The sequence below is a fragment of the Curtobacterium sp. MCLR17_042 genome, from assembly GCF_003234695.1.
In the GTDB taxonomy this organism is placed as follows: Bacteria; Actinomycetota; Actinomycetes; order Actinomycetales; family Microbacteriaceae; genus Curtobacterium; species Curtobacterium flaccumfaciens.
Window position 1 is genome coordinate 50,959 of record NZ_QKTD01000011.1, and the last position, 20,342, is coordinate 71,300.

The following is a 20,342-nucleotide window of genomic DNA, read 5'->3' on the forward strand; positions in this document are numbered from 1 at the left end:
TGGTCGGGTCGCTGCGGCGCACCCGACCATTCCTGCTCACGAAGTGCGGTAGGAGTCGTGGACGCGACCGCTTGGAGGCCCGGCGCGGGTCCGGCGGACCGGCACCGGGCCTCCAGGGCGGAGCGCGACACGGGCGGCGCGCGACACGGGCGCAGCGCGACACGGGCGCAGCGCGCGCGACGGGCGCAGCGCGCCCGTGGGACGTCAGCCGATGGCCTCGGACCACGCACGCTCGAGTCCGGCGCGGTCGAGCAGCTCGGTCGGACGGACCTCGAGGTCGTCGGCGACGAAGTAGAACACCGCGTCGACCTGGTCGAGCGGCCGCCCGGTGAACTCGGCGTAGGCGACGCGGTACAACGCGAGCTGCAGGGTGCGGCGGGCCAGGTCGTCCGCCCCCGACGGCGCCTTGCCCGTCTTCCAGTCGACCACCTCGGCACGCCCGTCGATCTCGTAGACGGCGTCGAGCTTGCACACGACGCTGTGCCCGAGGAACGGGATGTGGATCTCGCGTTCGACCTCGATCGGTGTCAGCCCGGCCCACCGTGAGCGGGCGAACGTCGCCTGGAAGTCGGCGAGTCGACGGGCGTCGTCGTCGGTGACCACGGCGTCCGGCGACGAATCGGCGAGCTCGTCGGCATCGAGGTCGAGCTCGCCGTCCCACACGTCGAGCGTCTCGAGCGCGCCGCCGCTCCGCGCCCGCTGTTCCACCCACTGGTGGAAGAGCGTGCCGAGCCGCGTGGCCCGGTACGGTCGCTCCGGCATCGGCCGGCGGAGCCGCTCGGCCACCGAGTCGGGTTCGGTCAGGTAGTCCTTGAAGCCCGACGCCGGGACCCGGTGCGGGACGGCGACCGCGTGCTTCGCGTTCCGGGTGGCGTGCCGTTCGGCGAGCAGCAGGTCGATGTCCGCGGCGAAGCGTCCCGCAGCACCGGGGTTCGCGTTCCGCACCCGCTCGGCGGCGGCGAGGACCCGCGGTGCGCGCTGCCCGAACGGCACGTGTGGCCAGGTCTGGGTCGCGCCGCTCTCCCCCATCGGGTTCTCGTCGTGCACCGTCGTCTCCGGGATCGCCGCACCGTCGATGACGCCGGCGTCCACCAGGTCGCGCAGGTATCGGCTCGGCTCGGTGGGTCGGACTCCGCCCGCCCAGAACGAGCCGGACACCAGCAGGTCGTGCTTGGCACGGGTCAGGGCGACGTAGGTCAGCCGGCGTTCCTCGTCCTCGTTGCGGGCCTTCACCTGTTCCTTGAAGGCGTCGATCGCCGTGGTGACGTCCTTCTGGGTCTCCTGCCCGCGCCATGCGAGTCGCGGCAGCTCGGCCGCGTCCCCGCGGAACTCGTACGGCAGCCGGCCGAACCCGAGCCAACCCGACGAGCCCTCCTGCGGACGCGCCGGCAGGCCGCCCTCGACCATCCGGGGCACTGCGACGGCGTCCCACTCGAGCCCCTTGGACCCGTGGATCGTCAGGATCTGCACGGTGCCGGCCTCGGGCTCCTCGGACCGCGGGCCCATGTCGTCCCGTCGGGCTGCGGCGTCGATCCACCCGAGGAACGAACCGAGGTCGGCGCGGTCGTCGGTCGACACGAAACCGGCGAGCTCGTCGATGAAGGCGTCGAGGTACGCGCCGCTGCCCTGTTCGTGCGCGGCGACCTCGATGTCGAGTCGCATCTCCTGCACGACGAGCGTCACGAAGTCGACCAGGTCGCTCCCCGCGCGTGAGCGGAGCATCGCGAGCTGCCCGCCGAGCGCACGCATTCGGCTGCGACCCGCGGGGGTGATGCCCTCGAGCGCGCCGTGCTCGTCGGGTGCGGTCGCGACGAAGTCGAGCGCGTCGACGATCGACCCGTGCTCCCCGGCAGCCACCGAGGCACGGAAAGCCGCGGTCAGGTCGTCATCGAGGCGCTGCTGGGTGTGGTCGCGCTGGAACAGCCACCGGGCGAGCTGGTGCAGGGCGACGATGTCCGCCGCCCCGACCCGCCACCGTGCACCCGCGAGCAGCCGGATCAGGTCGTTGCCGGCCGCCGGGTCGTGCAGCACGCGCAGGCACGCCACCAGGTCGACGATCTCCGGACGCTGGAGCAGTCCGCCCGTGCCGAGCACGTGGTAGGGCACCCCACGGGAACCGAGCGCCGCCGTGAACGCCGCGAGGTCCTTCCGAGCCCGCAGCAGCAGCGCCATCGAGCCCGCCGGGTCCTGCCTGCGGTGGTCCTGGAACCACGCCGCGACCTCGTCGGCCTCTTCCGGCAGGGTCTCGGGGAACACCACCCGCACGGCGCCGGCGTCCGCACCCGGCCGGGGCGAGAGCCGTTCGACGTCGACCTCGGACGCCTCGGACAGCGGTGACACGATCGCGTTCGCCCCCGCGAGCACGTCCACCGGGTTCCGCCAGCTGGTCGACAGCGCGAAGGTGACGGGTTCGGCCACGCCGGGTTCGTCGCCGCCGAAGTCGTGCGGGAACCGGGCGAGGTTCGCGGCACTCGCACCGCGGAAACCGTAGATCGACTGGTGCGGGTCGCCGACCGCCATCACCGAGTGCCCGCGGAACAGCCGGGCGAGGAACCGGGTCTGCACCACCGAGGTGTCCTGGTACTCGTCGAGGAGCACCACCCCGTAGCGGCTCCGTAGGTCCGTGACGACACGAGGGGCCGACTCGGCCGCGGCGAGCGCGAGGGCGATCTGGTCGGAGAACTCCACGAATCCTCGGTCGACCTTCTGTCGTCGGAAGTCGGCGACCAGGTCGGCCAGGGGTTCGAGGGCGCCGATCGCGGCGACCGCGTCGGTGATCGCCTTGTAGGGCTTGCCGCGGTTGCCGGGGAGTTCGAGCAGCTCGGAGAACTCGATCGCGAACCGGCGCAGGTCCTCCGGCTCGACGAGGTGTTCCGAGGTGGCGCCGGCGAGTGCGACCACGGCTGCGGTCAGGGTGTCGACGTCGCGGTCGAGCCCGGCGAGCCGGTCGTCGCGGGCGGCCACCACGACCCGACGGGCGAGCTGCCAGGCCGAGGGTTCGGTCAGCACCTGGGACTCGCCGTCACGCCCGACGAGCAGGGCGTTCTCGCGGAAGACCGCGTTGGCGAAGGCGTTGTACGTCGAGACGGTGGGTGCCTCGAAGGCGTCACCGGGGGTGATCAACCCCACGTCCTCGAGCGCGCGGATGCGGTCGTTGATGCGGACGGACAGCTCGCCGGCGGCCTTGCGGGTGAAGGTCAGTCCGAGGACCTCGTCGGGGCGGACGAGTCCGTTGGCCAGCAGCCAGACGACGCGCGAGGCCATCGTCTCGGTCTTCCCGCTGCCGGCACCGGCGACGACCAGCGCCGGCACGAGCGGTGACTCGATGACGGCACGCTGCTGGGCGGTGGGACGAGGGCGGCCGAGGGCGTCGGCGATGGCGTCGGCGCCGTGCCGGATGACGGGCGGTGCAGCGGCAACCGTGCCGTCCGCAGCGGCAGCCGTGCCGGTCGCGTCACCCGTGTCGGTCGTGTCGGTCGTGTCGCTCACCAGGTCACCTCCGCCACCACGTGGACCCGGCACTCGACCCCGGTCCGGGCCTTCTCGCAGTGGTCGTCCACGTTCGCCACGAACGTGCGTCCGGCCATGCCCCGCGCCACCCCGTGCAACCGCTCGCGGTAGGCCTCGCGCGCCTCGGCGTCGAACGCGTGCTGGGTCCGCTCGGAGTACGCCTGCCCGCCGCGGGGGTTCTGGACGAAGACCAGCCGAGCGTCGGTCATCGGCGACCCCGCCGGCACGCCCTCGACCGCGCCGTCCTCGACCGCGAGTTGGTAGGCGCCGAGCTGTGGGTGTTCCGGCATGTCGTTCTTCTCGCTGGGCATCGACCGGCCGGTCTTCAGGTCGACGACGCTCACGCGCCCCTCGGGGTCGACCTCGATGCGGTCGATGCTCCCCCGGATCCGGGCGGGCCCGGTCACGAGCGCGAACGAGGTCTCGGCGCCGAGCAGTCGACGGCCGGCGCTGGCGAAGGTGCGGAGGTAGTCGCTCAGCCCCTCGATCATCCGCCGGGTCCTGGCACGTTCGCGGTCGGCGACCCAGGGCGACTCGAACGTGAGCTCGTCCCACCGCGCCTCGACCCGCTCCCACAGCGACTCGACGTCGATCTCGGTGGCGTGCTCCATCGCTTCGTGCACGATCGTGCCGATGCCCATCGCCGGGCTCGGGGCACCGCCGCCGAAGGTCTGCGCGAACCAGTGCACCGGGCACTCCTCGAAGGTGCCGATCCGCGACGGCGACACCGACACGGCCGGGGCGACGGGTTCGCCGCCCTCGATCTCGGGCGCGGGCTCGGCGTCGAGGCCGACCAGGGGGTCGTCCGTGGTCGGCTCGGCGAGCCCGTACCACTCGTCCGGAGCCGCCCCGGGGACCTCGGCCTCGGCCAGGCGGGCCAGCGCGGACGCGGCCTCGTGGTCGCCGGAGCCCACCACCCGGCGGCGCAGCGACCCGGCGAGCCCACGCAGGGAAAGCGGATGGACGGTCGGTTGACGGTCCGGCGGAACCGGGACGAGCCGGACGAAGGGTGACGGCGACTCGTCGTCGTTCGCGACCGTGCCGATGACGACCTGGGTGGTGGCGCGCGAGACGGCCCGGGCGAACAGCCGGAGTTCGTCGGCGACCACGGCGGCACGGTCGTCGATGGGCGAACGCTCGACCCCGGCGGCAGCGCGGACCAGCCCGTCCGGGTCGAGCAGACTGCCGCGCACCCGGGTGTTGGGCCAGACGCCGTCCTGCAGACCGAGCACCACGACCACGTCGCACTCGAGCCCGATGGTCGCCGACGGCGTCAGCACCCGCACCCGGCCGGCGGTCCGGTCGGGGCCGATCGAGTCCTCTGGCAGATCCGCGCCGAGCAGGTCGTCGACGAAGACCCGCGCGGGCGCGTCCGGCGTGCGCTCGACGAAGCGCTTGGCGGCGGTGAACAAGCCGACGACGGCGTCCAGGTGGCGGTCGGCTTCCCCGGCGCCGACCCCACCTGCGGCGGACTGGGCACCCCATGACTTCGCGAGACCGCTGCGCTCCCAGAGGCCCCAGAGGATCTCCTCGATGCTCGATCCCGCCTGGGCGTCGGCACGCGCCTGCACCAGGCTCCGGGCCAGCCGGGTCGCCCGTCGTGCGAACCCGGCGTCCACCGTCGCCAGGCGCTCCGGTGCGCCCAGGGCATCGACCAGCAGTTCGTCGGCGGTGCGGCTGCCGTCGCCCGCGAGTTCCTCGCGCCGCAGGGCGAGCCGGAGCCGGCGCATGGCCAGGGTGTCGAGGCCGCCGAGAGGCCCGGTGGCGAACGCGGTGGCCAGGGCGGCGTCCAACGGCAGGACGTCGAGCGCCACCGCAGCCGCGTCGAGCAGCGCCCGCGCCGCGGAGTCGTCGCGCGGACGGACGGGCGCGGCACCGGCGGTCGCCGGGACCTCGGCCACGGAGAGTGCCCGGACGAGTTCGGGGATGGCAGCACCGCTGCGGGTGACCACGGCCATCCGGTGCCACGGCACACCGTCGAGCAGCCGGTGTTCGCGCAGTCGACGGGCGATCGCCACGACGAGCGCGGAACGGCTGGCGGCCTCGAGGTGCACGACGGCGTCGGACCGCGCATCCTGGTCGCCTGCCGACGCGCTGCGCTGCCGACCGGCCGCCGCGGTGCCGATGCGACCCGTGACGCCGGTGACCAGGGCACGGATCGGGGCGGGGTGCCGGTGCACGGCGCCGAGGAACAGCTCGTCGACGCGGTCGACCCCGAGTCGCACGGCCAGCCGACCGAGGACGTCCGGTTCGGCGCCGCGGAACGCCGAGGCGGCGATGTCCGGGTCGCCGAAGGCCACGACCTGCACGCCGTAGCGCGCGAGTGCCCCGAGCAGCGCGATCTCACCCTCCACCAGTTCCTGCGTGTCGTCGACCACGACCAGGCGCAGGGCGGCGATGCTCGCGGGGAGCTCGTGCCGCAGCACCGCGGCAGTGGCGTACGCCACGAGTTCGCCGGAGTCGAGCCCGGTCGGCCGGAACGCGGTGACCGATGCCCGGTAGTCGTCCACGAAGTCCCCGACGGCCCGCCACTCGGGCCGTCCGAGCTCGTCGCCGAGTTCCCGCATGTCGTCGGGCTCGACGCCGGCCGCCACCGCACGCATCATGACGTCGCGCAGGGCGGTTCGGAACCCCGCTCGCTCCCGGACGACGGCGGTGATGGGGTCGGGCCAGGTCGGACCAGCTCCGTCGAGTTCGTGCCCGGCGAGCAGGTCGGCGATGATCCGGTCCTGCTCCCCGCCGGTCAGCAGGGTCGGGGGTTCCTGCCCCTGCACCGACGCCGCGTGGGTGACGATCTGGAACGCCAGCGAGTTCACGGTGCGTGCGAGGGCACCCGGCACGACCCGGTCGACGGCCCGAGCGAGCCGGTCGCGCAGCGCCGTCGCGGCCGTCCGCGCCGAGGTCAGGGCGAGCACCGTCGCGTGGCCGTCGGGGGTGATCGCGTCGGGTCGGGTCAGCCGGTCGGCGACGAGCCGCGCGAGCGTGGTCGTCTTGCCGCTGCCCGGCGCACCGATCACCGCGGCGTGACGGCCGTCCGGCAACGCGAGCACCGCGGCCTGCGAGGGGTCGTCGACCAGTGCGCGCGCGAACCCGGTGTCCTCGGGAGCGGGCATCAGCGTGGTCTGCGGCACGCTCGTACGGTACCCAGGACCGCCGACAGCACCGCTGCGGACGCGCGGGGCACCGGTCGTCACGCCGTCGAGTGCGCCCGCGGCGAACGCCCGATGCCGCACGGGACCGCTCGGATACGCTGTGCTCGTGGACATCAAGATCGGCATCATCAACAGCCCCCGCGAGATCGCCTTCGAGACCGCCCAGACCGCGGACGAGGTCGAGAAGGCCGTGTCCGAGGCGCTCACCGCCAAGTCGACGCACCTGTCGCTGCAGGACGACAAGGGCCGTCGCTTCATCGTCCCCGTCTCGGCCCTGGCGTACGTCGAGGTCGGCGCGGAAGAGGCACGGCGCATCGGCTTCGTCGCCTGACGACGTGGAACTGCTCTTCGCCGTCCTCGGCGGCATCATCATCGGTGCGGTCGCGCACGTGATCCTGCCGTGGCGGTCGAACCGTGGCGTGCTCGTCGGCCCAGCGGTCGGCGGCATCGCCGCAGCAGTGCTCTGGGAAGCGCTGACCTGGGCCGGGTGGCGGTACGACGGCACCTGGATCTGGGTCGTGGCCCTCGTGGGGTCCGGCGTGGTCGTCCTCGTCGTCGAGTGGCTCCTCGGCACGCAGCGCGACAAGCGCGACGCCGAGTACTACGAGCAGCTCAAGACGCGCGGCGCCTGACGCTCGAGCAACTCAGACGCGCGGCGCCTGACGCTCGACCGCTCAGGCCGTCAGCCCGAGCGCGTCCATCCGTCGGGTGTGCGCGGCGATGAGTTCGGTCCAGACCGGCTCGAGCCGCTCCTGGTCCTCGCGGGCGTGCGACGCCAGCGCCGACCGGGCGACGAGCAGGGTGTCGCCCACCAGACGACGTCCCCACATCGCCAGACGCGAACCGATCTGCGGGTCGTCCTCGATGTGGGCCGTCAGCTCCTCGACGACCGCCGCTTCCTCGCGCGCGTCGAACACCGACCGCAGCCGCTGCCGCACGTCGATCGGCAGCGAGCGGAGCAGGTTGCCGAACAGGTCGTTGAGGATGCCGGCCGTCACGTAGCCGGTCAGCATCGACTCGTACCAGTCGGCGCCGCTCGTCCGTTCGAGGAACAGGTCGATCGCTTCGCGGTGCGGGGCCATCAGCGCCGCCGGGTCCCCGCCGGTGCGCTCGATCTCGGCCACGATCGTGCGGTGCCGCTCGAGCGCCGTGGTCGCGAGCACCCCGGTGACCAGGCGGCCGGAGAGCGTCGGGGCCGAAGCACCGGCTCGTCCCATCGTCTCGTAGACGGACAGCTGCAGGTACGCGGCCTGCCCCAGGTAGACGTCGAGCTCCGGGGTGACGTCGTCGAGCGCGAGCCGCTTGACCTGCGCGGCTCCGCGCGGGTTCCGCGACGCGAGCCATGCTGCAGCGAGCTGCGCCGCGCGCTTCCGGTTCCACCACGACACCACCCGACCAGCATAGAGGGCGCGCCCCGTGGGACCCGCCGGTCGCCCCGCTCGGCGCCCGGACCGGACCGCCCGACTCCCCGGAGCACCCCGGAGCGCCCCGGACCACGCGCCCGTCGGTAGACTGGCCCGGACTTCCACCAGAACTAAGGTGATTCTTTGACTTTCTCAGACCTCAACATCGACCAGGACATCGTCGATGCACTGGCCGGCAAGGGCATCATCGAGCCCTTCCCGATCCAGGAACAGACCATCCCGCTCGGCCTGACCGGCCAGGACATCATCGGCCAGGCCAAGACGGGTACCGGCAAGACGCTCGGTTTCGGCCTGCCGCTGATCCAGCGACTCGGTGCCGACCCGGCGCACGGCGTGAAGGCGCTCGTCGTCGTCCCGACCCGTGAACTCGCGGTCCAGGTCACCGAGGACCTCGAACTCGCGGCCTCGAACCGGCCGACCACGGTCGTCTCGATCTACGGCGGCAAGGCCTACGAGGGCCAGGTGGAGCAGCTCAAGGCCGGTGCCCAGATCGTCGTCGGCACGCCCGGGCGACTCATCGACCTGCAGCGGCAGCGGCTGCTCGACCTCTCCCACGTGCAGGAGGTCGTGCTCGACGAGGCCGACCGCATGCTCGACCTCGGGTTCTTGTCGGACATCGAGCGCATCTTCCAGGCCGTCCCCGAGGTGCGGCACACGATGCTGTTCTCGGCGACGATGCCCGCTCCGATCGTCGCCCTCGCCCGCCGGTTCATGAGCCGTCCGGTGCACATCCGGGCGACCGACCCGGACGAGGGCCTCATGCAGGCCAACATCAAGCACCTCATCTACCGCGCGCACTCCCTGGACAAGGACGAGGTCATCGCCCGCATCCTCCAGGCCGAGGGCCGCGGCAAGACCGTGATCTTCACCCGCACCAAGCGTGCCGCGGCGAAGCTCGTCGAGGAGCTGAAGGACCGCGGGTTCAACGCCGCAGCGGTGCACGGCGACCTCAACCAGGAGCAGCGCGAGCGCGCGATGGCGGCGTTCAAGGCCGGCAAGCGTGACGTGCTCATCGCCACCGACGTCGCCGCTCGCGGCATCGACGTCGACGACGTCACGCACGTCATCAACCACACGATCCCGGACGACCCGGACACGTACCTGCACCGTGCCGGCCGCACCGGCCGTGCGGGCAAGACCGGCATCGCGGTCACGTTCGTCGACTGGGACGACCTGCACAAGTGGACGCTGATCGACAAGGCGCTGGAGTTCGGCATCCCCGAGCCCGTCGAGACCTACTCGTCGTCGCCCCACCTGTTCGAGGAACTCGACATCCCCAATGGCACCAAGGGCCGTCTGCCCGGCTCGTCGTCGCACGCCGCCTCGGCTGGCGCCTCCGTCGAGAAGCGCAGCAGCGACCGCCCGGCCTCGGGTTCGCGTGACGCGTCGCGTTCGCGGTCGCGCAGCCGCACCCGGTCAGGAGGCTCGGAGCAGTCCGCCCCGCAGGCTCCGGCCACCGAGTCGGTCACCCCCACCGCCGCGGCAGGCCCCGAGGACGGCTCGGCCGCCGAGGGTGGTTCCACTGACGGCGCGGCGAAGCGTCGCCGTCGTCGCCGCCGTCGCGGAGCCGGCACCGGCGATGCCTCGGCGACCGCCTCGGCACCGCAGGGCACGTCGGACGGCGAGTAGCGCCTCCAGTCCGAAGGGCCCGTCGCTGACGCGACGGGCCCTTCGTCGTCCCCACCTGCGGACCGGCGTCACGCGCGCAGCGACAGTTCACGTGGACGCCGACGCGTGGACTGTCGGCCAGGCCGAAAACTCGTTGGGACGGCGCGACGCGTCAGGACAGGCGCGAGCCGGGTCCGACCACGGGAGCGCTGCCCGTCGCCTCGGACACGATCGCGTCGAACGAGACGCGTGCGGTGCGGTGCTCCCCCAGCCGGTTCGGCTTGCCGGTGCCGTGGTAGTCGCTCGAACCGGTGACGAACAGGCCGTAGCGCGTCGCCCAGTCGAGCAGGGTGCGCTTGCCGTGTGCCAGGTTCTCGCGGTGGTCGACCTCGAGCCCGCCGAGCCCGGCGTCGACCAGGTCGCGGAGCATCGGCTCGTCGATGACGATCCCGCGCGAGGACGCCGCGGGGTGCGCGATGACGGGCACGCCGCCCGCCTGCCGGATGAGTTCGACGCCGCGCAGGGGCGACGGTGCCTCGTGGGGTTCGTAGTAGCCGGACGCCGGGTGCAGGATGCCGCGGAACGCCGCGGACCGGTCGGACTCGAGCCCGCGGGCGACCAGGGCGTCGGCGATGTGCGGACGGCCGATCGTGGCACCGGGACTGGACTGGGCCAGGACGTCCGCCCAGGTGATCGGGTGGTCCTCGGCGATGCGGTCGACCATGCGGTGCGCGCGGGACAGCCGGCCGTCGCGGATCCGGGTCGTCTCCTCGACCAGACCGGGGTGCTCGGGGTCCACCAGGTAGCCGAGCACGTGCACGCTGCGGTAGCCGATGCGGGTGCTCAGCTCGAGGCCCGGCAGCAGGGTCAGGGGCAGCTCGTGCGCCGCTGCCGTGGCGTCCGCCCACCCCGCGGTCGTGTCGTGGTCGGTCAGCGCGACGGCGTCGAGTCCGGCGGCCGCGGCCGCTCGGACGAGCTCCGCGGGACGCTCGGTGCCGTCGGAGACACTGGAGTGCGCGTGCAGGTCGATGAACGGGTCTGGCACGTCGCCAATGCTATCCACAGGTGAGCGGCCGCACAGGCCGGGTGGCGCCCGGCGGTGCGATGATGGACGCATGGCCGACACGACTCCCCGCGCGACGAGCAACCGATCCACGACCCCCGGGTCCTCGACCTTCAAGGACTTCATCGGGTCGCAGTGGGCCGAGCGCTCGGAAGCGCAGCCCGAGCCCCGCGAGCAGGCCGCGTTCGCCGCCGAGCGTCGCGCACGCATCTCCGAGCTGCACCCGGGCCGCACGATCGTGGTGCCGGCCGGGCAGGCCAAGGTCCGCTCGAACGACTGCGACTACCCGTTCCGCCCGCACTCCACCTTCGCGCACCTGACCGGCTGGGGCACCGACACCGTCGTCGGCTCCGTGCTCGTGATGACGCCGAACGGCTCCGGCCACGACGCCACGCTGTACTTCCGCGCCACCGCGGGCCGCGACTCGGAAGAGTTCTACGCCAACCCCGAGATCGGGGAGTTCTGGGTCGGGCCGCGCCCCTCGCTCGATGCCGTCGCCGCCGACCTCGGGCTGGCCACCGCCGACCTCGGGGCGTTCTCGGCCGTCGCCGATGCACTCGACGCGTCGGCGCTGCTCGTGCGTGAAGCCGACGACGACCTGACCCGTTCGCTCGACGCCCGCATCGGCGCAGCGATCGGTGGCGCGGACGAGACCGAGGGGTCGCCCGCCACCGACGACCTGCTCGCCCGCGACCTGTCCGAGCTGCGACTGGTCAAGGACGCGTACGAGGTCCGTGAGCTCCGCAAGGCCGTCGACGCCACGAAGCACGGGTTCGACGACGTCATCGGCGACTTCGACGCCGTGCTCGCGCACCCGCGCGGTGAGCGCATCGTCGAGGGCACGTTCAACCGCCGGGCCCGCGCCGACGGCAACACCGTGGGCTACGACACCATCGCCGCCTCGGGCCACCACGCCTGCATCCTGCACTGGACCCGCAACGACGGCGCCGTGCAGCCGGGCGACCTCATCCTCATCGACGCCGGGGTCGAGGTCGACTCGTTCTACACCGCCGACATCACCCGGACGCTGCCGGTGAGCGGCACGTTCTCCCCCGTGCAGCGCATGGTCTACGAAGCCGTGCTCGAGGCCGCCGACGCCGCGTTCGCGATCGTCAAGCCGGGCATCACGTTCCGCCAGGTGCACGCCACCGCGATGGAGGTCATCGCGCGCAAGACCGCCGAGTGGGGTTTCCTGCCGGTCTCCGCCGCCGAGTCGCTCGAGCCGGACAACCAGTTCCACCGCCGCTACATGGTGCACGGCACGAGCCACCACCTGGGGCTCGACGTGCACGACTGCGCGAAGGCCCGCCGCGAGATGTACCTCGACGGCACCGTGCAGGCCGGCATGGTCTTCACGATCGAGCCCGGACTGTACTTCCAGCAGGACGACCTGACCGTGCCGGAGGAGTTCCGCGGCATCGGTGTCCGCATCGAGGACGACATCCTGGTGACCGAGGACGGTGCCGAGAACCTGTCGGTCGGCATCCCCCGGACCCCCTCGGAAGTGGAGGGGTGGATCGCCCGCTCGGGCCGCTAGCCTGATCGGGTGACCATGCCCGAGGCCTCCCCGAACACCATCTCGATCGAGGTCGAGCACTTCGACTCCCCCGACGCCCAGCGACTCCGCGCCGCCCAGCGCCTGGAGATCGACCGGGCGCACGGCGGCGACACCGAACCGGGTGAGAAGCCGACCGCCGAGTCGATCGCGGTGTTCTTCGTCGCACGCGACGAGTCCGGGACTCCACTCGGGTGCGGGGGCCTGCGCATCGTCGACGACGGCATCGCCGAGATCAAGCGGATGTACGTCCGGCCGGAATCCCGCGGGTCCGGCGCCGCGGCTGCGTTGCTGCGCCGGCTGGAAGAAGCCGCGCTCGACCTCGGGTCCCCGGCGCTCGTCCTCGAGACGGGCACGGAGCAGCAGCGCGCCGTCGGGTTCTACCAGCGCGAGGGGTTCCGGCGGATCGCGAACTTCGGGCCCTACGTCGGGGCGCCCCTGTCGGTCTGCTTCTCGAAGGTCCTCTAGCCGGCCCGAGCCTGCCCGGTCCGCGCCGCGCGCAAGCCCGGCTCGCGCGCGCCCGAGCCCGCCCGGCTCTCGGTCACAACGTGCCGTCTGCCCGAGGCCGAGCGGTCACGAACCGTCGTGTGGGCCGGCGCCGAACGACGATCTCCGACCGCTCGACGCCGTGCGCGCGGGGCGTTGCGACCACTCGGACCGCCCGACCGTCCCGACTCCGCCGCCGAGGTCGCACGAAGTGCCGTCCGCGGAGCTCGGCGGCGACAGTTCGTACGACCTCGGCGGACGTGAACGGCGTGTCGAGCGATCTCGCACGACCCGACCTCGCACGACCCGAGGACGAAGCCCGGTCGCGTCAGCCGGAGCCCGGCTAGCGGCGGTCGCTGCTCCCGTCACCGTCACCGTCGCGCTGGGCGTCCGGCGAGGACGAGGGCTCCGGCGGCGTGGCACCGGCGACCCGCTCGCCGTAGCGCGGCGGCTCCTCGGGTCGACGCTCCGGCACCGGCGGGGCCGCGGGGGCCGCAGCCGTCTCGGGGGTCTCCCCGTACCGCGGTCCGTCGTTCGTGCCGTAGCGCGGCGGGCCCGAAGGCGCACCCGTCTGCGCGCCGGGGGCCGACGTGCCGGGGTGTTGCGGGCCTCCCGGCTGCTGGTGCGGTGTGGCGTGCCCGCCGTACGGCGACTGCTGCTGCGGCGGGACCCCACCGGGGCCCGGACGCCACTGCTGCTGCTGCTGCTGCTGCTGCTGGGGAGCGTCGTTCCAGTGCGTGGACGGGGTGGCACCGTGCTCGCCGAGGATGCGCTGCGCCTGCCCGGTCAGTTGCGGGTTGACGACGATCTGGTAGTTCGTGGCGAGCACCTGGTGCACGCTCGTGAAGTCGCGCTGCCGCTTCGTGATCGCGAACGAGACGATGCCGTAGAGCATGCCGAACGCGGCACCGATGACGGCCGCGGCGAAGAACAGCCCACCTGCTTGCGGTGAGAACAGCGTGAGCACGATGCCGAAGAAGAACCCGAGCCACAGGCCGGACAGCGCACCGGCGATCGCGGCACGGCCGTAGGTCATCTTGCCGGTGACCCGCTCGACCGTCTTCAGGTCGTTGCCGACGATCGAGAGCTGGTTGACGGGGAAGTCGGCCTCGGCCAGCTTCGCCACCACGCGCTGCGCGTCGGGGTAGCTGTCGTACGTTCCCAGGACGTCGCCCTTGGGCAGCGTCGGGAACGCCTGGGCGGTCCTGCCGGCGAAGGGGCTCTGATTGCTCACACAGCCATCATTCACCGCACACCTTGCAATCGCACGTGCACTCTCAGGGAAGCAGCCGATCGGAAGCCACCGACCGGTGCCGTCGGCGGCGCGAGCGAACGCCCACACCCGAGCGACTACGCTGGGTCGAGTGAGCGCCACGAAGGTCTTCGTCGCCCGCCTCGCCGGGTGCTCCGTCTTCGACCCCGCGGGCGACCGCGTCGGCAGGGTCCGGGACGTCCTGGTCGTCTACCGCCGGGCCGATCCCCCGCACGTCGTCGGGCTCATCGTCGAGGTGCCCGGCAAGCGCCGCATCTTCGTGAGCATCGGCCGCATCACCTCCATCGGTGCCGGGCAGGTCATCACGACCGGTCTGGTCAACATGCGCCGCTTCGAGCAGCGCGGTGGCGAGGTCCGCGTCATCGCCGAGATGCTCGGCCGCAAGGTGCTCATCAAGAACCAGCGGATCCGCGCCACGATCGAGGACGTCGCGATCGAGGACCGCGGGCAGGGCGACTGGGAGGTCGCGCAGCTCTTCCTCCGCAAGCCGAAGACCACGCCGTCGCCGTTCGGCAAGGGCCCCACGACGTTCGCGACGTGGAACGAGGTCACCGAGGACGAGCTCCCCGGCGAGGCCCAGTCCGCCGAGCACGTCATCGCCGCCTACTCCGACCTGCTGCCCGCCGACCTCGCGTCGACGCTGCTCGACCTGCCCGCCGAGCGCCGGTTCGAGGTCGCGGAGGAACTGCCCGACGACCGCCTCGCCGACGTGCTCGAGGAGATGCCCGACCAGGAGCGCATCGAGATCCTCACCCGGCTGGTGGACGCGCGCGCCGCCGACGTCCTCGACCAGATGCAGCCGGACGACGCGGCCGACGTCCTCGCACAGTTCTCCGACGAGCGGAGCGAGGCCCTCCTGCAGCTCATGGAGCCGGAGGAGGCGCAGGACGTCCGCATGCTCCTGGAGTACGAGCCGGACACCGCCGGTGGTCTGATGACCACCGAACCGGTGATCGTCTCGGCCGACGCCACCGTGGCCGAGGGCCTCGCGCTGGTCCGCCGCCACGAGCTCGCACCGGTGCTCGGCGCCGCCGTCTGCGTCACCCTGCCGCCGTACGAGCCGCCGACCGGACGGTTCCTCGGGCTCGTGCACTTCCAGCGGATGCTCCGCTACCCGCCGAACGAGCGGCTCGGCACGCTCATCGACCAGCAGACCGAACCGGTCCGGGTCGACGCGAGCGCCGCCGAGGTCACCCGCATCATGGCGACCTACAACCTGCTGTCCGTCCCCGTGGTCGACGACGCCCACCGTCTCGTCGGGGTGGTGACGATCGACGATGTCCTCGACCACGTCCTGCCGGACGACTGGCGAAGTCAGGGCGAGGGGGAACCCTCACCGCTTCCACGCCAACGCCCGCGCAGGACACCCGTGACGACGGGAAGGAGGACCACCCGTGGCCCGAACGGATGACAACCGTCGCGACCGTGACCGCCAAGAGGTCCGGCTCGACTCCCCCAAGGGCATGCGCACGCGTGTGCTCCCCAGCCGCCGCCGTGGTCGCGGGGACACCTTCGGTCGTGCGACCGAGGGCATCGCCCGCGGGATGGGCACGCCGTGGTTCCTCATCGGCCTCACGCTGTTCTGCGTGGTCTGGATGGGCTACAACACCCTGGCGCCGAAGCCGTGGCAGTTCGACTCGGCGGCCATCGGCTTCACGGCTCTGACGCTCGTGCTCTCGCTGCAGGCCTCGTACGCCGCCCCGCTGATCCTGCTCGCGCAGAACCGGCAGGACGACCGCGACCGCGTGCAGTTCGAGCAGGACCGCCAGCGTGCCGAACGCAACCTGGCCGACACCGAGTACCTGGCCCGCGAGGTCGTGGCCCTGCGCCTGGCGATGCGGGACATGGCGTCGAAGGACTTCATCCGCGCCGAGCTCCGCTCCCTGCTCGAGGAGCTCGACCGCCGCGACGCCGACGAGGCCGGCTACGCGGACGAACACGACAGCTCCACCCGTGGCTGACGCCGCCCCCACCGACGAACAGCTCGGCTCGGCGGTCCTCGCTGCGCTCGGCCGCGTCATCGATCCCGAGATCCGCCGCCCCGTCACGGAGCTCGACATGATCCGCGGTGTCGACGTGCAGCCAGGAGGCGCGGTGCGCGTCGACCTGCAGCTCACGATCGTGGGGTGCCCCGCCGCCGACACCATCGAGCGCGACGTCCGCGTCGCCGCCGGGTCCGTCCCGGGGGTCGCCGCAGTCGACGTCGACGTGTCCGTGATGGACCCGGCCACTCGTGCTGCGCTGACCGAGCGGCTGCGAGCCGGCCGCCCCAAGGGCGTCCAGTTCACCGCGGACTCGCTCACGCGCGTCATCGCCGTCACGAGCGGCAAGGGTGGCGTCGGCAAGTCCACCGTCACCGTGAACCTCGCCGTCGCGCTCGCCCGCCGGGGCCTGCGGGTCGGGGTCGTCGACGTCGACGTGCACGGTTTCAGCGTGCCCGGACTGATGGGCCTGACCGACGAGCACGGGGTCGCACCCCGTCCGACCCGCGTGGACAGCATGATCCTGCCGCCGGTGGCGCACGACGTGAAGGTCGTCTCGATCGGCATGTTCGTCGACGACGTGTCGACCGCGGTGTCGTGGCGCGGACCGATGCTGCACCGCACCGTGAACCAGTTCCTGACGGACGTGTTCTTCGGCGACCTGGACGTCCTGCTGCTCGACCTGCCACCGGGCACCGGCGACGTCGCGATCTCGGTGGGGCAGCTGTTGCCGCACGCCGAGGTCCTGGTCGTCACGACCCCGCAGGCCGCCGCGGCCGACGTCGCCGAGCGCAGCGGGATCGTCGCTCGGCAGACCGGGCAGCGGGTCATCGGCGTGGTCGAGAACATGGCCGGGCTCGTGCAGCCCGACGGCTCGGTCCTGCACCTGTTCGGCGAGGGTGGCGGCGCCGAGACCGCCGCACGGCTGTCCCGCGGGCTGGACGCCCCCGTCCCGGTGCTCGGCAGCGTGCCGCTGTCCGTGCCGCTGCGCGAGGGCGGCGACGCGGGCGTGCCGGTGGTGCTCGGCGCCCCGGAGGACCCGTCCGCCGTGGCCCTGACCGCGATCGCCGACCGGATCACCACGATGGGACGCGGGCTCGCCGGCCGGAAGCTCGGGTTGTCGCTGTCCTAGGCTCGGGGCATGAGCACCGATCACGTCGACGTCGACTGGGAGCACGCACGCGCCACCAACCGCGCGAACTGGGACGACCGGGTGCCGATCCACGAGGGCGCCTACGCGATCGACGCCCTCGCCGACCCCGACCACCGCTCCGACGTCGTCCGCGAGGACCTGCCGGCACTGACGCCGTGGTTGCCGAACGGCTCGCTCGCAGGCCTCGACGTCTGTCACCTGCAGTGCCACATCGGCACCGACACGGTGTCACTCGCCCGCGAGGGTGCCCGACTGACCGGTGTGGACTTCTCCCCCGCCGCCCTCACCTCGGCCGCCGGGCTCGCATCGCGCCTCGGTCTCGACGTCACCTGGGTCGAGACCGACGTCCTCGATGCCCGCGCCGCCGTCACCGGCGACTTCGACGTCGTCTACACGAGCATCGGCACGATCTGCTGGCTCCCCGACCTCGACCGCTGGGCTGCGCAGGTCGCCGGCCTGCTCCGCCCCGGCGGGGTGTTCTTCATCCGCGACGGACACCCGGCGCTGTACGCCCTCGACGAGGACGCCGACGAGCTCGTCACCCGGTACCGGTACTTCCCGGACGGCACCGCGCAGCAGTGGGACGACGCCGGCACCTACGTCGGTGACGGGACCGTGGCGAACGCCCGCACCTTCGAGTGGCCGCACCCGCTGTCCGAGATCGTGAACGCCCTGCTCGGGGCCGGGCTGCGGCTCCGACGGCTCGACGAGGGCCGGACCCTGCCGTGGCGCTTCAGCTCCCGCATGGTCGAGACCGACACCGGCTCGTGGGCCTGGCCGGAACACGACCGCGACCGGATGCCGACCACCTACACGATCGTCGCGACCCGCGATTGACGACGCGACCCCCAGACGGACTGGAGGCCCGGTGCCAGCTGGCACCGGGCCTCCAGTCCGTCGCGTGGGGACGTGACGGGCGTCAGGTCGCCTCGGCGTCGAAGGGTGCCGGTTCACCGGCAGCCAGGGGCACGACGGGAGCCGTCGCGCGAACCTTGGAGGCCGTCACCTGCGCGGTCTGCACCGCGGCCGCACTGGAACCGGAGTCGAGCAGGGCGTCTCGGATGATGCGGCGCGGGTCGTACTGGCGCGGGTCGAGCTTCTGCCACTCGATGTCGTCGAACTCGGGGCCCATCTCGTCGCGCATCCGCTCCTTCGCGGTGTCGGCGAATCGACGGACGGCCTTGACGAACTCGGCCAGCTTCTGGGCGTACATCGGCAGGCGCTGCGGCCCGAGCAAGAGGACGCCGATGACCCCGATGATCAGGATCTTGTCGAGCGGGATGTCCACGCGAGCGAGCCTAACGCGTGCGGCTGCGTTGCACCTCTAGAGTTGTCTCCCGAACGGAGTGTGCGTGTCAGAGAAAGAGTCGAACTGGAAGTTCGCCGAGGACATCGTCTCGGAGACCGAGGCGATCGCCCGTGCTCGTGAGCACTCCCTGGAACTCGGGGTCGAAGCGATCTCGCCCGCGATCGGTGCGCAGATCGGGGTCATCGCCGCAGCCTCGCGAGCCACGAGCATCATCGAGATCGGCACCGGCCTCGGGGTCTCCGGCCTGTACCTGCTCGCCGGCGCCCCGAACGCGACCCTGACGACGATCGACGTCGAGGTCGACCACCAGCAGTTCGCCCGCGACGCCTACATCAGCGCCGGCACCGCTCCCGCACGGATCCGGCTCATCCCCGGCCGGGCGAACCAGGTGCTCCCCCGCATGAACGAGGCCTCGTACGACGTCGTCCTCGTCGACGCCGACCCCGAGCACGTCATCGAGTACGTCGAGCACGGTCTCCGGCTCGCCCGCCTGGGTGGCACCGTCCTGGTGCCGCACGCCCTGTGGCGCGGACGCGTGGCCGACCCGGTGAAGCGCGACCGTGCCACCACGGACTTCCGGCTGCTCCTGACCGAGGTGTCGACCTCGGGTGCGGTGCGCAGCGCGCTGTCGCCCGCCGGCGACGGACTGCTGCAGTTGACGAAGGTGACCAACTAGCGCTCGACCCGCCGGCGCTCGCGCAGGTCAGTCGAGGTGCCGCAGGTACCGCTCGGGCGACTCGAGGAACGCCCGCTGGTTCCGCACCAGGTCGAGGTCGCGCCACTCGGTGCGCCGCAGGCCCCACTCGCCGACCTCGTGGATCGTCGCGCCCGGGAACGCGGCGAGCACGGGTGAATGGGTCGAGAGCACGACCTGGCCGACGCCGCTCTCGACGATCGAGCGCAACAGTGCGATCAGGGTGAGGCACCCCGAGAACGACAGGGCGGACTCCGGCTCGTCGAGGATCCAGAGCCCGGGCCAACGCGCCCGGTCGATGACGAAGTCCAGGAACGCCTCGCCGTGGCTGCGCTCGTGGAACGCCGGCTCGGGGCGACTGCGGTTCGGGTGCTCCTCGAGGTAGGTGAAGAAGCCGTGCATGGTCTCAGCCCGCAGGAAGAAGCCACCGCGGGGCGCACCGAAGTCACGTCGCAGGGCGATGTGCTGCCACAGGTCCGACTCGGACGGGCGGGTCGAGTGGTGTGCCCCGGTCGAGCCGCCTTCCGGGGACATCCCGAACGCGAGCGCGATGGCCTCGATCAGGGTCGACTTGCCGACACCGTTGTCCCCGACGAACACCGTCACCGGGTCCAGGTCGAGGCCCTCGTCGAGCATCTGCCGGATCGGCGGGAGCGTGGCCGGCCACTCGTCGCGCGGCATCGGGTCCGGGTCGCGGTACTCCTCGACGCGTCGGATGGGCAGGTGGGTCCTCGGCACGGCCCCATCCTGCCGGAGCCGACCGACACCGCGTGTGGACGCCCCGCTACCGGCGGCCAGACGGAAGGCCCGGAGCGTACACGCTCCGGGCCTTCCGTTCTGGTGCTTCGACGTACTAGGCCGAGACGACCTCAGCGAGTGCGTCGTGGAGTTCCTTGGCCTCGGCATCGTTGACCGAGACGACCAGGCGGCCTCCACCTTCGAGCGGAACCCGCACGATGATGAGTCGACCCTCCTTAACAGCCTCCATCGGCCCGTCACCGGTCCTCGGCTTCATGGCTGCCATCAGATGTCCCCTTTCGTGCAGTAAATGCAGCCCTATTATCCCGTATGGAGGGGGCAACTGCGAAACCGCCCAGGTTGGGGGTGTCGGATGCGCCGTCCGGATGCTCCGC

Annotated in this window: 18 protein-coding genes; 10 read left to right on the forward strand and 8 right to left on the reverse strand. The window is 72.2% G+C overall.

Going from position 1 to position 20,342, the window contains the following annotated elements; translation table 11 throughout:
* Positions 1 to 204: 204 nt before the first annotated feature.
* The gene (locus DEJ02_RS11950; RefSeq protein ID WP_111033224.1) at positions 205 to 3,489 is read right to left on the reverse strand and encodes an ATP-dependent DNA helicase; all 3,285 of its coding nucleotides are present in this window, start codon (positions 3,487 to 3,489) and stop codon (positions 205 to 207) included.
* Entirely contained in the window at positions 3,486 to 6,641 is a 3,156-nt protein-coding gene (locus tag DEJ02_RS11955; protein ID WP_181440343.1) for a UrvD/REP family ATP-dependent DNA helicase, read from the reverse strand. Before DEJ02_RS11955 ends, DEJ02_RS11950 begins: the two co-directional genes overlap by 4 nt.
* A 127-nt stretch (positions 6,642 to 6,768) precedes the next feature.
* Here DEJ02_RS11955 and DEJ02_RS11960 point away from each other — a divergent pair, with 127 nt between their 5' ends.
* Together DEJ02_RS11960 and DEJ02_RS11965 are read left to right on the forward strand one after the other, a co-directional pair.
* Positions 6,769 to 6,993 (forward strand): DUF3107 domain-containing protein, encoded by a 225-nt coding sequence (locus DEJ02_RS11960; protein WP_031259670.1) that lies wholly within the window; start codon positions 6,769 to 6,771, stop codon positions 6,991 to 6,993.
* Between the two features lie 4 nt (positions 6,994 to 6,997).
* A complete protein-coding gene (locus tag DEJ02_RS11965; protein ID WP_111033226.1) occupies positions 6,998 to 7,294 on the forward strand; it encodes a hypothetical protein in 297 nt (98 codons plus the stop codon).
* Positions 7,295 to 7,336: 42 nt separating this feature from the next.
* On the opposite strand, the gene DEJ02_RS11970 is transcribed toward DEJ02_RS11965, so the two are convergent.
* Positions 7,337 to 8,050, reverse strand: coding sequence for a ferritin-like fold-containing protein (locus tag DEJ02_RS11970; protein WP_231564082.1), 714 nt, complete (start codon positions 8,048 to 8,050; stop codon positions 7,337 to 7,339).
* A 159-nt stretch (positions 8,051 to 8,209) separates the two neighbouring features.
* Here DEJ02_RS11970 and DEJ02_RS11975 point away from each other — a divergent pair, with 159 nt between their 5' ends.
* Complete coding sequence (locus DEJ02_RS11975; protein WP_111033227.1) at positions 8,210 to 9,715, forward strand: DEAD/DEAH box helicase; 1,506 nt, start codon at positions 8,210 to 8,212, stop codon at positions 9,713 to 9,715.
* A gap of 151 nt (positions 9,716 to 9,866) precedes the next feature.
* Here the strand turns inward: DEJ02_RS11975 and DEJ02_RS11980 are convergent, their stop codons facing one another.
* Positions 9,867 to 10,739, reverse strand: coding sequence for a PHP domain-containing protein (locus DEJ02_RS11980; protein ID WP_071405460.1), 873 nt, complete (start codon positions 10,737 to 10,739; stop codon positions 9,867 to 9,869).
* Between the two features lie 70 nt (positions 10,740 to 10,809).
* Between DEJ02_RS11980 and DEJ02_RS11985 the strand changes: the two genes are divergently transcribed.
* Positions 10,810 to 12,294 (forward strand): aminopeptidase P family protein, encoded by a 1,485-nt coding sequence (locus DEJ02_RS11985; RefSeq protein ID WP_111033228.1) that lies wholly within the window; start codon positions 10,810 to 10,812, stop codon positions 12,292 to 12,294.
* 15 nt (positions 12,295 to 12,309) lie between these two features.
* Positions 12,310 to 12,780: a GNAT family N-acetyltransferase gene (locus tag DEJ02_RS11990; protein WP_071405472.1), complete on the forward strand. Its 471-nt coding sequence runs from the start codon at positions 12,310 to 12,312 to the stop codon at positions 12,778 to 12,780.
* A gap of 361 nt (positions 12,781 to 13,141) precedes the next feature.
* Here the strand turns inward: DEJ02_RS11990 and DEJ02_RS11995 are convergent, their stop codons facing one another.
* Positions 13,142 to 14,032 (reverse strand): general stress protein, encoded by an 891-nt coding sequence (locus tag DEJ02_RS11995; RefSeq protein WP_111033229.1) that lies wholly within the window; start codon positions 14,030 to 14,032, stop codon positions 13,142 to 13,144.
* 130 nt (positions 14,033 to 14,162) lie between these two features.
* Here DEJ02_RS11995 and DEJ02_RS12000 point away from each other — a divergent pair, with 130 nt between their 5' ends.
* Genes DEJ02_RS12000 through DEJ02_RS12015 form a run of 4 tightly spaced genes read left to right on the forward strand, consistent with a single transcriptional unit; the run spans position 14,163 to position 18,043 of the window.
* Positions 14,163 to 15,482: a magnesium transporter MgtE N-terminal domain-containing protein gene (locus DEJ02_RS12000; protein WP_027464574.1), complete on the forward strand. Its 1,320-nt coding sequence runs from the start codon at positions 14,163 to 14,165 to the stop codon at positions 15,480 to 15,482.
* A gap of 52 nt (positions 15,483 to 15,534) precedes the next feature.
* Positions 15,535 to 16,032: a DUF1003 domain-containing protein gene (locus DEJ02_RS12005; protein ID WP_042539423.1), complete on the forward strand. Its 498-nt coding sequence runs from the start codon at positions 15,535 to 15,537 to the stop codon at positions 16,030 to 16,032.
* Positions 16,025 to 17,185 (forward strand): P-loop NTPase, encoded by a 1,161-nt coding sequence (locus tag DEJ02_RS12010; RefSeq protein WP_111033230.1) that lies wholly within the window; start codon positions 16,025 to 16,027, stop codon positions 17,183 to 17,185. The genes DEJ02_RS12005 and DEJ02_RS12010 overlap by 8 nt, the downstream gene beginning before the upstream one ends.
* 9 nt (positions 17,186 to 17,194) lie before the next feature.
* Complete coding sequence (locus tag DEJ02_RS12015) at positions 17,195 to 18,043, forward strand: bifunctional 2-polyprenyl-6-hydroxyphenol methylase/3-demethylubiquinol 3-O-methyltransferase UbiG (protein ID WP_111033231.1); 849 nt, start codon at positions 17,195 to 17,197, stop codon at positions 18,041 to 18,043.
* 82 nt (positions 18,044 to 18,125) lie between these two features.
* On the opposite strand, the gene DEJ02_RS12020 is transcribed toward DEJ02_RS12015, so the two are convergent.
* Positions 18,126 to 18,494, reverse strand: a complete 369-nt coding sequence (locus DEJ02_RS12020) for a twin-arginine translocase TatA/TatE family subunit (RefSeq protein ID WP_110894138.1) — start codon at positions 18,492 to 18,494, stop codon at positions 18,126 to 18,128.
* A 64-nt stretch (positions 18,495 to 18,558) separates the two neighbouring features.
* Between DEJ02_RS12020 and DEJ02_RS12025 the strand changes: the two genes are divergently transcribed.
* Positions 18,559 to 19,191, forward strand: coding sequence for an O-methyltransferase (locus tag DEJ02_RS12025; RefSeq protein ID WP_017887052.1), 633 nt, complete (start codon positions 18,559 to 18,561; stop codon positions 19,189 to 19,191).
* Positions 19,192 to 19,218: 27 nt separating this feature from the next.
* Here the strand turns inward: DEJ02_RS12025 and DEJ02_RS12030 are convergent, their stop codons facing one another.
* Positions 19,219 to 19,947, reverse strand: coding sequence for an AAA family ATPase (locus tag DEJ02_RS12030; protein ID WP_111033232.1), 729 nt, complete (start codon positions 19,945 to 19,947; stop codon positions 19,219 to 19,221).
* A 115-nt stretch (positions 19,948 to 20,062) separates the two neighbouring features.
* Positions 20,063 to 20,233, reverse strand: a complete 171-nt coding sequence (locus DEJ02_RS12035) for a DUF3117 domain-containing protein (protein WP_017887054.1) — start codon at positions 20,231 to 20,233, stop codon at positions 20,063 to 20,065.
* Positions 20,234 to 20,342 lie beyond the last annotated feature (109 nt).